Origin of the sequence: Sphingopyxis jiangsuensis, from assembly GCF_016734905.1 — a bacterium.
Lineage (GTDB): Bacteria > Pseudomonadota > Alphaproteobacteria > Sphingomonadales > Sphingomonadaceae > Sphingopyxis > Sphingopyxis jiangsuensis.
The window spans coordinates 230,794-243,941 of the sequence record NZ_JAERPO010000002.1; the positions used below are offsets into that span (position 1 = coordinate 230,794).

Below are 13,148 nucleotides of genomic sequence, written 5' to 3' on the forward strand. Positions count from 1 at the left end.
AAAATGGGCCTGCCGTCGATTTGGCCCCGGGCCGCTCTGCCATGATTCTCCGTCCCGAAAAAGCGTGCTCCGCGCCCCCGCGAAAAGCGGCGCGTTTCCATCCGGTTGCACTCGGCTTTCAGCGCGCCCCGGCAGACTCTACGCGTGGCCTTCATACAAGTTGCAGGAAATATCAACGGACCGCGTTGCCCGCATTGGAACCGGATTGCGCGGGGTGCGTATGAGCCGTTCAAGTGGGAGGTCACATCATGAGTCTTGGCGATGAAATTCGCGGACATCTTCCGTTCCTGCGCCGCTACGCGCGCGCGCTGACGGGAAGTCAGCAGCATGGCGACAATTTCGTTCACACGACGCTCGAGGTGATCGTCGCAGCGCCCGACGAATTTCACGCCGGCAACGATACGCGCGTCGACCTGTACCGCAATTTCCACCGTATCTGGGAAAGCGCCTTCATCGAGGATGGCGAGGGCGACGATGAGCAAGATCCCGTCATTCGCGCGGCCGGCCAGCGCCTTGCGCGCATCACGCCGCTCGGTCGGCAAATGCTGCTGCTGACCGCGCTCGAAGGCTTTTCGGTCGAGGAAACCGCGACGATTACCGGCACCGACGATGCCACCGTCGAAAGCCTCTTGACCGAAGCCATTGCCGACATCGACCGCGAAGCGCGCACATCGGTCCTCATCATCGAGGACGAGCCGCTCATCGCAATGGAACTTGAGCAGATCGTTCGCGAACTCGGCCACGAGGTCGCGGGCATCGCCACGACGCACAGCGATGCGGTCGCCGCGTTCGAAAACAGCGAAGCGGGGCTTGTCCTTGCCGACATCCAACTCGCCGACGGTTCGTCGGGAATCGATGCGGTCCAAGACATATTGGCAATTGCTCCGGTGCCGACAATCTTTGTCACAGCCTTTCCGGAACGGCTGCTCACCGGGCACTGCGTCGAACCGACCTTCCTGATTTCCAAGCCGTTTCGCGACAATACGGTGCGCGCGGCGATCAGCCAGAGCCTGCTTTTCACGCCGCAACTCGCGGCATAGGGTCGAGCCCCTAGTCCGTTGCGCCGCCGCCTGCGGACAGTTCGTCGACGGTCGCCATGATCGTCGCGAACGCTTCGCTCGGCACCGTGTCCCCCTCGCTACGCGGCGCCAGATCGTTGCCGTCGAGGATCGCCTGCAGCGCCGTGCGCGCGCGCGACACGCGGCTCTTCATCGTACCGACCGCGCAGCCGCAAATCGCCGCGCCCTCTTCATAGGATAGTTGGCCGGCGCCGATCAGTACCAGCGCCTCGCGCTGATCGACCGGCAACATCAACAGCGCGCGCTGGACATCGGCAAGATGCAGGCTGTCGTTCTGATCGTCCGGTGCGACCAGCAATCGCTCGGCGGCAAGTTCGTCATACTCGGCGGTGAATTTCTTGCGCCGCATCTGCGACAGAAAGCAATTGCGCAGGATAACAAAGGCCCAGCTCTTCATCGTCGAAGGCCCCGGGATATAGCTTGCGCGCGCCTTCCACGCCTTCATCATGGTTTCCTGCACCAGATCGTCGGCCATGTCGGGATTACCGCACAGACTGCGTCCAAAGGCGCGCAAATGCGGAAGCATCGCCGCCAGCTCGTTCTTGAAACTGGCGTCATCGAGCGGTTGAGGAACTATCTCGCTGATAATATGACCTTTGTTCGGGGGCGCCCCCGGTGGAACCCCGCAACAGGCTTAGCGCCTCGCGGCGGCGATGCAAACCGGAACCGACAATCATGCGCAAAAGCCGGCAGGACACCGCTACGTCACCGGCGCCTTCCGAGCGCAAGAAAGTTGGAGAGGATGCGCTCGTCGCCGGTGTCGATCCGGCCCTTCATGCCCAGCCCGGAAATACGGTCGGGATCGCCATCGAATCGCGGCTCGTACAGCATCGACCATTGCGCAAAATCACGGCAATCGATGGCGCGCCGCCGTATCTCGACCATCCCGCTATGCCGCCGGTCGTCGCGGATCGCGGCAAGACATGCGTCGACTTTCGAGGCGGGCCCTTCGAGCAGCTGCATGAAGTTCTGGCCATTGTAGATGAGCGCGCCCGTTATATCGTCGCGGGCGTTGTTTCGCTGGGCCGTTTTCACGATATCGGCGATCTCGCCTTCGCCGATCATCGGATCGGCGACGCTCACATATATAACCGAAATCAAGCGCCCCGCCCCCTCAACTGACCCGGAACCTAGGCACAGTGTTGCACCCTGGCAACGCATTCGTCGCAAAAAACAACCTGCGAGGAACCCCAGCGCACTTCTCTCGTTCAATCGACATGGCAACCCACGGCAACAACCGGATGAATGGCGATCGACCGCGCAAACCGATGCGCGACGAAGAGCCGCGTCAGTCCGCCGGCAGCTTCCCCGGTACCGGGAGCGATCAGTGGCATCGCGCGCTGACGGGCCGGCAATCGCCCGAACCGGTCAGCGCCAAGCTGCGCATGATCTATGGAAATATTGTCGCGGAAAAACTGCCCGATTCCATGCTCGACCTGTTGTCGCAGATCGACCTGAAGAGTTCGAAGCGATAATGCTCCCGTCCCGCGCCGCCCGGTTTCGGCACCATTCACGATCGCAGGATGACAAGGGCCTTTCGGACAGAGAGTTCAAGGCGTTGCTCGCCGGGGTCATCCCGCACTTGCGCGCCTATGGCCGCAGCCTGTCGGGCAATCCCGACCTCGCCGACGATCTGACCCAGGACACGATGGTCAAGGCGTGGGCGTCGCGCGACCGTTTCGAGCGCGGAACCTCGATCAAGGCATGGACGTTCGTGATCCTGCGCAACACTTTCCTGTCGCAGATGCGGCGCAACAAGTTTCGCGGCGATTATGACGAAAATGCTGTCGAGCGCACGCTGGCCACTCCTGCTGCGCAGGAAGATTCGGGCGAGATGGCCGACCTGCAGCGCGCGTTGATGGAATTGCCGCAGGATCAGCGCGAGGCGCTGATCCTCGTCGGTGCGGGTGGCATGTCCTATGAGGAAGCGGCCAACATCTGCGACTGCGCGCTCGGCACGATGAAGAGCCGCGTGTCGCGGGCGCGAACCGCGCTCGAGGAAATTATGCGGCGCGGGCAATTTTCCCAGAAACGCGCCGAAGCCCCCCCAGCGAGCGAAGCGATCGACGCGATCATGGACAGCGTCGACGAAATCGCCACGCGCCGCGGCTCCGGAAACCGCTGAGATCCACTCGACTTTGCGGCTCCGACACGGCAGTCTGGAGCATCCCCAGCAAAGCGTAAGCGAGATCGAGAATGACCCGACGACCCACCCTTGCTCTTTCCACCGCATTGATCGTGGCCGCGTGCTCGGCAGGCCCCGCGACAAGCGCCGCTTCCGGCGATTCGAGCGCGCGCGACGCGTCCGGCGCGCACCCCGCAGCACCGGTCGCCGAAGCCCCGTTCACGCTGCGTGAGGTCGCGAGCTTCGACGAACCCTGGGCGATGACCTTCCTGCCCGGAACGCGCCTCGCGCTGGTCACCGAAAAAGCCGGGAAACTGAAACTCTGGCAAGAGGGCGGCGCAACGCTCGACGTCGCGGGTGTTCCCACCGTCGCCTATGGCGGACAAGGGGGCTTCGGCGACGTCGTGCTGGCCCCCGATTTCGCGTCCAGCGGCATGGTTTACCTCAGCTGGGCGGAGGCGGGCGACGGCGGCACTTATGGCGCGGTCGTCGGACGCGCCAAGCTGGTGCAGGGCGAGGCGCCCCGGCTCGAGGGGCTGGAGATTATCTGGAAGCAGAGCCCGAAGGTCACGGGGCGCGGCCATTATTCGCACCGCCTCGCCTTCTCCCCCGATGGCCAATATCTCTTCATCGGGTCGGGCGAGCGGCAAAAGTTCGATCCGGCGCAGGATATGAACGCCAACCTCGGCAAGATCGTCCGCCTGAACCCCGACGGCAGCGTGCCCGCCGACAACCCCTTTGCTTCGCAAGGCGGTGTGGCGGCGCAAATCTGGTCGCTCGGCCACCGCAATGTCCTTGGCATCGTGTTCGACGGCGAAGGACGGCTGTGGAATCATGAGATGGGCCCGCGCGGCGGCGACGAGGTCAACCTTGTCGAACGCGGCGCCAATTACGGTTATCCGGTCGTTTCGAACGGCGATCATTATAATGGCGGCGACATTCCCGACCATCCGACCCGCCCCGAATTTGCTGCCCCCAAGCTCTGGTGGAACCCGTCGATCTCGCCCGCGGGACTCGTCTGGTACGGCGGCGATCGCTATCCGGGCTGGAAGAACAGCCTGCTGATGGGCGCGCTGTCGGGTCAGGGGCTGATCCGCCTCACAATCGACGGTGATACGCTTCACAAGAGCGACCGTTGGGATTTGGGGACGCGCGTGCGCGAGGTCGAAGTGCGCGAGGACGGCACGATCTGGCTGCTTACCGACGGCGACGAGGGCAAGCTGGTGCAACTCGTGCCCAAAGGTTGAATAGCGCCGAGGCAATGATCCGTTCGTTTCTCTCCCGCCGCGCCGAATGGCCCGCGCGCATCCCCGATCCCGACGCACCGCCGCCGCTCAAGCTGCTGTGGCGCGAGATCGGATCGCTGATGCGCGCCATCGGTGGACGTGTGCGCCCTATGCCGGCGGAGCCGAACCCCGACAGCGAGCATCCGCCGGTGATGGTACTCCCCGGCTTTCTGTCGGGAGACTGGGCGACCAAGGCGCTGCGCGCCGACCTGCGCCGCGCGGGCTTTCGCTGCTATGCCTGGGGGCTAGGCTTTAACCGCGGCGCGACCCCCGACATCATCGAGCGTATCGATACCCGCGTGCAATGGATCATCGACCGCACCGGTCACGTCCCGGCACTCGTCGGGTGGAGCCTCGGCGGCATTTATGCACGCGAATATGCGAAGCACCATCCGGGCAAGGTCGCGCGCGTCGTCACGCTTGGCTCGCCCTTTTCGGGCAGCCGCCGCGCCAACCGGGCGTGGCGGCTTTATCACTTGATTGCGCGGCATCCGGTCGACAATCCGCCGATCGACTTTCACCCCGCACCGCGCCCCGAAATGCCGACCTTTGCGCTCTGGTCCAAATATGACGGCGTGGTCGCAGTGAACAGCGCGCGCGGCACGCCGCACGAAAGCGACCGGCAGGTCGAGGTTGACTGCGGCCATATGGGCTTCGCCTATGCCCCCACCTCGGTCGCCGCGATCGTCAAGGCGTTAACCGAAGACATAGAATAGGCTGTTAAACGGCGCGTTCACCCTGATGGCGAAGGACAAGGGCCGATGCTGACGACGATGACCGCGCTGGCGATGACGCTGCAAGCTGCGAGCGCGCCCGCGCTGTGCAACTATGCGGTCGTCGCCGGATCGCGCCGCGACCCCAGCGTCTGGGTCTATCGCTCGCCGTCGATGGGCGCGCGCAAGACGGCAAAGATCAAGGCAGGATCGCCGGTGTTCGTCTGTGCCGGCAATGCCGAATGGTTCCAGGTCCATTATGCCGACGGGCGCCATTCGTGCCGCGGCACGACGGGCGGCCTCGACCGACGCCTCGCATCGACCTGCGCATCGGGATGGGTCCACCGCCACCGCATCGCAGTGGTCGCACGCTAGTCGGCTAGAGCGTCCGGTACATCACGAGCGCATCGACCCGGCCCTCGACCGGGTGTTCGAAAGCCGCGGGAAGCCGGCCGACGATTTCAAAGCCCATCGACTCCCACAGGCCCACGGCGCGGACATTGCTGCTCACGACGAAGTTGAACTGCATGGCCTGAAATCCGCGCATCTTCGCCTGTTCCAGCGAATGCAGACACATCGCGCGCGCCACCCCGCGCCCACTTGCCTGCGCGCCGGTGACATAGCCGGCGTTCGCGACATGCGCGCCGCCGCCCGCCTGATTGGCGCGCAGATAATAAGTGCCCAGGATCGCGCCATCGGCTTCGGCGACAAACACCGCCTTGTCGGGCCCGAACCAATAAGCGAGCGCCTCCGCCTCGCTCATGTCGCGGTCGAGCGTATAGGTTTCGCCCGCGCGGATCGTCGGGCCGATGATCGCCCAGATCGCGGCGGCATCGGCGGGCGTGGCGGAACGAATCTGCATATCCCGCCATCTATGGATTGACGGAATGATTTCACGCACTATTTAACGTTACATGAAACGCGACAGTCGACTCTCAGGCGTGCTCCACGTCCTCCTCCATATGGCCGAGCAAGGCGCGCCGATGACGTCGGAGCAGCTGGCGAAGGCGATGCAGACGCACCCAGTCGTGATCCGCCGTATCCTTGGCGGACTGCGCGACGCGGGATTCGTGCATAGCGAAAAGGGCCATGGCGGCGGCTGGACGATCGCGGGTGATCTCGCCGACATCACGATGCGCGACGTCTATGACGCGATCGGGCAGCCCACCCTGATGGCGATGAGCAACCGCACCGAAGCGCCCGGCTGTATGGTCGAACAGGCGGTCAACGCGGCGCTCGACGCGAGCTTTCACGATGCCGAAGCGCTGCTGCTTGCCCGTTTCACCGAGGTTACCCTCGCGCAGCTCGCTGCTGATTTTCATGAACGCATGGCCGCGCGATCCCCCAAAGCACCGGAGCAACATCATGGCTGAAGGCGCCCAGCATTTCCTCGACAGCTTCAAAGACCCTGCCGCGGTCGCGCGCTATACCGAGGGGCCCCGGCGCTTCGTCCCCGGCCTCGACGGGCTCCACCGCATGACCGGACTCCTGCTCGCCGAGCGCGTACCCAAAGACGCGCACATCCTTGTGCTTGGTGCAGGCGGCGGCAGCGAAATGAAGGCGATGGCCGAAGCCTATCCCGGCTGGCGGTTTGTCGGCGTCGATCCCGCAGGGCCGATGCTCGACCTTGCGGCGCGGGTCATGGGCGCGGATGCGCCGCGCGCCGAGCTGATCGAAGGCATCATCAACGATGCACCCGCCGGGCCGTTCGATGGAGCCGTGTGCCTGCTCACTCTGCACTTCCTCGATCGATCGGAGCGCATCCGCACCGGCGCCGAAATCCGCCGCCGCCTCAAACCCGGAGCGCCTTTTGTTGCAGCGCATGGCAGCTTTCCGCAAGGCATCGGCGAACGCGACCGCTGGCTCGACCGTTACGCATCCTACGCCATCGCCTCGGGCGGCGACCCGGAACAGGTGGCCAAGGGACGGCAGGCGGTCGCCACGCATGTCGCAATGCTGAGCCCCGAAGAAGATGAAGCGGTGCTGCGCGCGGCAGGCTTCACGGGTATCGAACAATTTTATGCGGCTTTTACCTGGCGAGGCTGGGTCGCATATGCCTGACGACCGACGTCGATGTTTCCGCCGCGCGACGCGTTGGGAACCGACCTAACCCAGAAAAGGCGCGGCAATTTCGTCGGTGATCCGCACGGGCCGTCCGCTCGCCTTGTCGAGCATCGCCCATACCGTGCGCGCGCGGACATGCACCTTGCCGTCCTCGCCGGTAAACTCGACGAAGCGATCGAATTTCGCCCCGTGCGGCTTGTCGGCGACCCACGTCCGGCCCGTCACCGTCTCGCCGGGGCCGAGCGGGCGGAGGTAATCGATCTCGTGCCGCACGATCACCCAGATATAGGCGTCCTTGTGCGCCTGCGGTGCCGCAGCCGCCCAATGGCCGGTCGCGACCTGCTGGATCCACTGGACCCAGACGGCATTGTTGACATGCCCCAGCTCGTCGATGGCGTCGGGGGTGGCGGTGAGGGGGAGGGTGAAATCTTTCATGCGTCGTTCCTAGCGCACAAACCGGATGACCAGAAAAGACGTCCTTGCGAGCGGAGCGAAGCAATCTCCAGCCATCGCGATCACGCTACCCCGATAGCTGTAGATTGCCGCGTCGCTTCGCTCCTCGCAATGACGATAGCGGGCTAAGCCAACTCGACCGTCGTTACCATATAGCCCGCAGCGCGCAGCGCCTCGACCAGGCTGTCGAGATGCTCGCGGTCGCGCGCTTCGCATTCGATGTCGGTGATCAGCCCCTTGGCGGGGAGCGTCGTGAAGATGCGCTGGTGATAGATTTCGATGATATTGACCTGCTTTTCGTCGAACAGCTTCATCACCTTGAACAGCGCGCCGGGCCGATCCTGCAACCGGATGCGCAGCCGCGCGATGCGGCCCGAGCGCGCAAGGTCGCGCAGCAGCACGTTCGCCAGCAATCGCGTGTCGATATTGCCGCCGGTCAGCACAAGCCCGACCTTGCGCCCCGCAAATTCTTCCGGGTGCGCCAGCATCGCGGCGAGGCCCGCTGCGCCTGCGCCCTCGACCACCGTCTTTTCGATCTGGAGCAGCAGGCTGACCGCGCGTTCCAGATGGCGTTCGGCGACGAGCACGATGTCGTCGTTAAGTTCGGCAACCAGCTTGCGCGTATAGCCCCCCGGCTCCTTCACCGCGATACCTTCGGCCAGCGTATCGCCCTCGCACGCCATGTCGACGCCGTTCAATTCGGCATACATCGACGGATACAGCTCGGCCTGCACGCCCACCAGCCGCATGTCGTTCTTGATCCCGCGCGCCGCGGTGCCCATGCCCGCGAGCAGCCCGCCGCCGCCGATCGGCACGATCAGCGTATCGAGTTCGGGCACATCCTCGAGCATTTCGAGCGCGACCGTCCCCTGCCCCGCCGCGACGTGCGGATGGTCAAAGGGGTGAACGAAGGTCAGCCCGCGCTCGACCTCAAGCTGGCGCGCATGGGCATAGGCATCGTCGAAAGTCTCGCCGTGAAGCACGATCGTCGCGCCATGGCTCGCGGTCTGCGACACCTTCACCTGCGGCGTCGTCTTTGGCATCACGATCGTCACCGGGACGCCGAGCCTTTTACCGTGATAGGCAAGGCCCTGCGCATGATTGCCCGCCGATGCCGCGATTGCGCCGCGCGCCCTTGCTTCGTCGTCGAGCAGCAGCAGCGCGTTCAGCGCACCGCGCTCCTTATACGCCGCCGTGAACTGCAGATTCTCGAACTTCAGCCAGACTTCGGCACCGACAAGTTCGGACAGCGTCTGCGACTTCAGCGTCGGGGTGCGCACGACCGCGCCATTAATTCGCGCCGCCGCCGCGCGCACATCGTCGAGGGCGATCGCCGGAAAATCGGCGGCGGCGGTCGGGGCGAGCTGATCGGTCATAGCGCGGCTGGCCCTAGCCCATCTGGCGCACGAAGCAAACAATGCTATGGACCACCCCATGAGCGAACGAAAATTGCGCATAGGCTTCATCGGCACCGGCGTCATGGGCGGACCGATGGCGGGCCATCTCGTCAAGGCGGGCCATACCGTCACCGTCTACAATCGCACCCGCGCCAAGGCCGACGCCTGGGCCGAACGCCACGGCGGAACCGCGGTTGCCACACCCGCCGAGGCCGCGCAGGGCGCCGATGTGGTGCTAAGCTGCGTCGGCAACGACGACGATCTCGCGCAGGTGACGCTCGGCCGCGACGGCGCCTTTGCCGCGATGGCCAAGGGCGCGCTGTTCGTCGACCATACGACGGTATCGGCGCGTCTCGCGCGCCAGCTGTCGGTCGAAGGGCAGAGCCACGGCATTCTCTGCGTCGACGCCCCCGTCTCGGGCGGCGAATCGGGCGCGCAGGCGGGCACGCTGTCGATCATGTGCGGCGGCACCGAAGCCGCTTTCGCGGCGGCCGAGCCGGTGATGCGCGCCTATGCGGGGCGCATCGTCCATATCGGCGGCCCCGGCGCAGGGCAGACGACAAAGATGGTCAACCAGATCGCGATTGCCGGCGTCATCCAGGGCCTGTCCGAAGCACTGCGTTTCGCGCAGGCGTCAAAGCTCGATACCGACAAGGTGTTCGAGGCCGTCTCCGGCGGCGCCGCGGCGAGCTGGCAGATGCTCAACCGCTGGGGGACGATGGCGAAGGACGAGTTCGACTTCGGCTTTGCGGTCGACTGGATGCGCAAGGATCTGGGTCTCGCGCTCGAAGAGGCACGCTCGAACGGCGCGACGATCCCCGTCGCGGCGCTCGTCGATCAATTCTACGCCGATGTGCAAAAGGCGGGCGGCGGCCGCAAGGACACGAGCTCGCTCGTGACGCGGTTGCCGAAGTGAGGGGGTTGAAGAACCTAAAGCCCCTCCCCTTCAGGGGAGGGGTTGGGGTGGGGTCCATCGGCCTTGCGCAAGATCGATGCCCCCCACCCGCTGCGACTAGCGAACAAGTTCGCAAGTCTCGCTGCCCTCCCCTGAAGGGGAAGGCGGGGGTCATGGCTATCGCCGCGCTCGCCTTCGCCCTCACCGCCCCCGCGCAGGCCGACACGCTCGTCGACAATGTCAACGGCATCACGCTCGACCAGAATGGCGAGCTCGTGCGTTTCACCGGCCTCGTCATCGACAAGGACGGCAAGGTCAAGGAACTGCTCGACCGCAAGGACAAGCGCCCCGAACGCCCCGACTTCAAGGAGGATGGCAAGGGCCGCACGCTCATCCCCGGACTGATCGATGCGCACGGTCATGTCATGGGGCTGGGGTTCCAGCTCATGCTGCTCGACCTTTCGGAGACGCGCAGCCTTGCCGAGGCGCAGGCGGCGATCCGCCAATATGCCGCCGAAAATCCTGAAATGCCGTGGATCATCGGGCGGGGCTGGAACCAGGAGAAATGGGGGCTCGGCCGCTTCCCGACCGCCGCCGACCTCGACGCCGCAGTGCCGAACCGCCCCGTCTGGCTCGAACGGATCGACGGCCACGCCGGCTGGGCGAACAGCGCCGCGATGGCGGCAGCAAAGATCAGCACCGCAAGCAAGTCGCCCGAGGGCGGGCGCATCGAGATGGAGGGCGGCAAGCCGAGCGGCGTCTTCGTCGACGCGGCGATGAGCCTGATCGACGGTGCCAAGCCCAAACCGCTCGCGCGCGATCTCGACCGCGCGCTGCTCCTCGCGCAGGCGAAGCTCATCGAACAGGGCGTCACCGCGATTGCCGACATGGGGACGACGATCGAGGATTGGCAGGCCTATCGCCGTGCGGGCGACAAGAAGCAGCTTGCGGTTCGCATCCTCTCCTATGGCGGCGACATCGACAACATGGCGATGATCGCCGGTCCCGAACCGACGCCGTGGCTCTATGACGACCGGCTCCGCATGGTCGGGGTGAAGCTCTATCTCGACGGTGCGCTCGGTTCGCGCGGCGCGTGGTTGAAGGCGCCCTATGCCGATGCGCCGGGGCAGAAAGGCCTGCCGCTCCTCACCCCCGCGCAGCTGCGCAACAAGATGGTGCGCGCGTCGATGGACAAGTTCCAGGTCGCGATCCATGCCATCGGCGACGCCGCCAATGCCGAGGCGCTCGACGCGATCGCCGATCTCACGACCGACCTCCCCGGCGAGCGCCGCTGGCGGATCGAACATGCGCAGGTGATCGACCCCGCCGACATCGCGCGCTTCGCAAGCCTCAAGGTCGTCGCCTCGATGCAGCCGGTCCACCAGACGAGCGACCGGACGATGGCCGAAGCGCGGCTCGGCCCCGGTCGCCTGACCGGCGCCTACGCGTGGCGCAGCCTCGAGAAAGCGGGCGCACGGCTCGCCTTCGGGTCCGACGTGCCGGTCGAAAGCGCCAACCCCTTTGCGGGGCTTGCCGTCGCCATTTCGCGCACCGACGCGGCAGGCCAGCCCTTCGGCGGCTGGCGCCCCGAAGAGGCAGTGGGCCGCGAGACCGCGCTCGACGGCTTCACGCGCACCGCTGCCTTCGCCGCCTATGCGGAGGATCGCATCGGCACGTTGATGCCGGGGATGCGCGCCGATTTCCTGATCCTCGACAGCGACCCGATGCTCGCGAGTCCCGACGAAATCCGTCGCATGGCGCCACTCGAAACCTGGATCGGGGGTTATCGCTATTACAAGAAGAACGAAGCGGGGACTGGTGGCCGATAACGTCCCTACGCGCCGCGCGCTTTTGACCGGCCTCGCCGCGCTGCCGGTGGCGGCGAGTGCTGCGGCGGCCGAGCGCAGCGAGCGCCGCTCAAAGAGGCGCAAGCCCGCGCGGCCGAAGGTGCAGCATGTCGATGTTGCGGTCATCGGCGCGGGAGTGTTCGGCGCTTGGACGGCATGGCACCTTGTCCGCGCGGGCAAGTCGGTGCGGCTGTTCGACGCCTATGGCGCAGGCCACTGGCGCGCCTCGTCGGGGGGCGAGAGCCGCGTCATCCGCATGGGCTATGGCGCCGACGCCATCTATTCACAGATGGCGCGCGACTCGCTCGAATATTGGAAAGACCTCTCCGACAGCGCGAGCGCCCCGATCTTTCACAAGACCGGCGTGCTGTGGTTCGCGCCCGAAGGCGACCGCTATACCGCGCAATCGCGCGCATGGCTTCACGCGAACGATGTTCCGCATCAGGTCGGCGACGTTCGCTGGCTCCAGGAAAAATACCGCCAGATCCAATTTTATCAGGGCGAAACCGGGCTGCTCGAAACCGAGAGCGGCGCGCTGATCGCCGGGCGCGGCGTGCAGGAGGTGATCGCCGATGCGCGGATCGAGGTCGAGCGTGTGGTGATGCCCGCTCCGCTCTTTTCGAAACGCATCAAGCGCCACACGCTTCCCGACGGCGGCACCGCCGACCATCTCGTCTATGCCTGCGGCCCCTGGATCGCCGAACTTTTCCCGCAGCAATTGATGGGACGGATCGTTGCGACGCGGCAGGAGATCTACCATTTCGGCGCGCCGCAGGGCGACACGCGCTTCGCGCCGCCCGAGCTCCCCGTCTGGGCCGATTTCAACAACGGCCGCATCGTGTACGGCATCCCCGATATCGAAGGCGCCGGCTTCAAGATCGCGTTCGATACGCATGGCCCCGTCGTCGACCCCGACACGATGGACCGCAGCCTGACACCGGCGGGCATCGCGGCAGCGCGCGCCTATGTCGCGCGCCGCTTCCCCGGCCTCGCCGACGCACCGCTGATCGGCGGGCGCGTCTGTCAATATGAAAATAGCTCGAACGGCGACTATCTGATCGACCGTTTTCCGGGGCAGGAACGCGTGTGGCTCGTCGGCGGCGGATCGGGGCACGGCTTCAAGAACGGCCCCGCGGTCGGCAAGCGCGTCGCAGCGCATATATTGGACAAGGACCTCGCGATCGAGCCGCGCTTCAGCTTTGCGAGCAAGGGCACGGTGGCTGGGCGGACGGTTTTCTGAGTCTCGCGTCATTGCGAGGAGCGAAGCGACGAAGCAATCTCCAGCCATC

16 protein-coding genes are annotated in these 13,148 nt (G+C 65.4%); 11 read left to right on the forward strand and 5 right to left on the reverse strand.

Going from position 1 to position 13,148, the window contains the following annotated elements; translation table 11 throughout:
* The first annotated feature begins 248 nt into the window (after nt 1-248).
* Complete coding sequence (locus tag JI743_RS07795) at nt 249-1,040, forward strand: response regulator (RefSeq protein ID WP_201927664.1); 792 nt, start codon at nt 249-251, stop codon at nt 1,038-1,040.
* Nucleotides 1,041-1,050: 10 nt separating this feature from the next.
* Here JI743_RS07795 and JI743_RS07800 read toward each other — a convergent pair whose 3' ends face one another.
* Together JI743_RS07800 and JI743_RS07805 are read right to left on the reverse strand one after the other, a co-directional pair.
* Complete coding sequence (locus JI743_RS07800; RefSeq protein ID WP_201927666.1) at nt 1,051-1,605, reverse strand: sigma-70 family RNA polymerase sigma factor; 555 nt, start codon at nt 1,603-1,605, stop codon at nt 1,051-1,053.
* A 179-nt stretch (nt 1,606-1,784) separates the two neighbouring features.
* Nucleotides 1,785-2,180, reverse strand: coding sequence for a BLUF domain-containing protein (locus JI743_RS07805; RefSeq protein WP_201927667.1), 396 nt, complete (start codon nt 2,178-2,180; stop codon nt 1,785-1,787).
* A gap of 41 nt (nt 2,181-2,221) precedes the next feature.
* Between JI743_RS07805 and JI743_RS07810 the strand changes: the two genes are divergently transcribed.
* The 5 genes from JI743_RS07810 to JI743_RS07830 all read left to right on the forward strand — a co-directional run bounded on the left by JI743_RS07810 (nt 2,222) and on the right by JI743_RS07830 (nt 5,578).
* A complete protein-coding gene (locus JI743_RS07810) occupies nt 2,222-2,554 on the forward strand; it encodes a hypothetical protein (RefSeq protein ID WP_201927668.1) in 333 nt (110 codons plus the stop codon).
* Nucleotides 2,554-3,204 (forward strand): sigma-70 family RNA polymerase sigma factor, encoded by a 651-nt coding sequence (locus JI743_RS07815; protein WP_201927669.1) that lies wholly within the window; start codon nt 2,554-2,556, stop codon nt 3,202-3,204. Before JI743_RS07810 ends, JI743_RS07815 begins: the two co-directional genes overlap by 1 nt.
* 71 nt (nt 3,205-3,275) lie before the next feature.
* Entirely contained in the window at nt 3,276-4,451 is a 1,176-nt protein-coding gene (locus JI743_RS07820) for a PQQ-dependent sugar dehydrogenase (RefSeq protein WP_201927670.1), read from the forward strand.
* Nucleotides 4,452-4,465: 14 nt separating this feature from the next.
* Nucleotides 4,466-5,206 (forward strand): esterase/lipase family protein, encoded by a 741-nt coding sequence (locus JI743_RS07825; protein ID WP_201927671.1) that lies wholly within the window; start codon nt 4,466-4,468, stop codon nt 5,204-5,206.
* A 45-nt stretch (nt 5,207-5,251) separates the two neighbouring features.
* Nucleotides 5,252-5,578: an SH3 domain-containing protein gene (locus tag JI743_RS07830; protein WP_201927672.1), complete on the forward strand. Its 327-nt coding sequence runs from the start codon at nt 5,252-5,254 to the stop codon at nt 5,576-5,578.
* Nucleotides 5,579-5,582: 4 nt separating this feature from the next.
* Here the strand turns inward: JI743_RS07830 and JI743_RS07835 are convergent, their stop codons facing one another.
* A complete protein-coding gene (locus JI743_RS07835) occupies nt 5,583-6,065 on the reverse strand; it encodes a GNAT family N-acetyltransferase (RefSeq protein WP_201927674.1) in 483 nt (160 codons plus the stop codon).
* A 52-nt stretch (nt 6,066-6,117) separates the two neighbouring features.
* Here JI743_RS07835 and JI743_RS07840 point away from each other — a divergent pair, with 52 nt between their 5' ends.
* A complete protein-coding gene (locus JI743_RS07840; RefSeq protein WP_201927676.1) occupies nt 6,118-6,576 on the forward strand; it encodes an RrF2 family transcriptional regulator in 459 nt (152 codons plus the stop codon).
* Entirely contained in the window at nt 6,569-7,264 is a 696-nt protein-coding gene (locus JI743_RS07845; protein WP_201927678.1) for a class I SAM-dependent methyltransferase, read from the forward strand. Before JI743_RS07840 ends, JI743_RS07845 begins: the two co-directional genes overlap by 8 nt.
* A gap of 45 nt (nt 7,265-7,309) precedes the next feature.
* On the opposite strand, the gene JI743_RS07850 is transcribed toward JI743_RS07845, so the two are convergent.
* On the reverse strand, nt 7,310-7,702 hold the full coding sequence (locus JI743_RS07850) for an acyl-CoA thioesterase (RefSeq protein WP_201927680.1): 393 nt from the start codon (nt 7,700-7,702) through the stop codon (nt 7,310-7,312).
* Nucleotides 7,703-7,845: 143 nt separating this feature from the next.
* On the reverse strand, nt 7,846-9,096 hold the full coding sequence (locus JI743_RS07855) for a threonine ammonia-lyase (protein ID WP_201927682.1): 1,251 nt from the start codon (nt 9,094-9,096) through the stop codon (nt 7,846-7,848).
* Between the two features lie 58 nt (nt 9,097-9,154).
* Between JI743_RS07855 and JI743_RS07860 the strand changes: the two genes are divergently transcribed.
* The 3 genes from JI743_RS07860 (at nt 9,155) to JI743_RS07870 (ending at nt 13,099) form a co-directional block, all read left to right on the forward strand.
* Nucleotides 9,155-10,033, forward strand: coding sequence for an NAD(P)-dependent oxidoreductase (locus tag JI743_RS07860; protein WP_201927684.1), 879 nt, complete (start codon nt 9,155-9,157; stop codon nt 10,031-10,033).
* Nucleotides 10,034-10,185: 152 nt separating this feature from the next.
* Nucleotides 10,186-11,841, forward strand: coding sequence for an amidohydrolase (locus tag JI743_RS07865; protein ID WP_201927686.1), 1,656 nt, complete (start codon nt 10,186-10,188; stop codon nt 11,839-11,841).
* The gene (locus tag JI743_RS07870) at nt 11,831-13,099 is read left to right on the forward strand and encodes an FAD-dependent oxidoreductase (RefSeq protein ID WP_201927688.1); all 1,269 of its coding nucleotides are present in this window, start codon (nt 11,831-11,833) and stop codon (nt 13,097-13,099) included. Before JI743_RS07865 ends, JI743_RS07870 begins: the two co-directional genes overlap by 11 nt.
* Nucleotides 13,100-13,148: the final 49 nt, after the last annotated feature.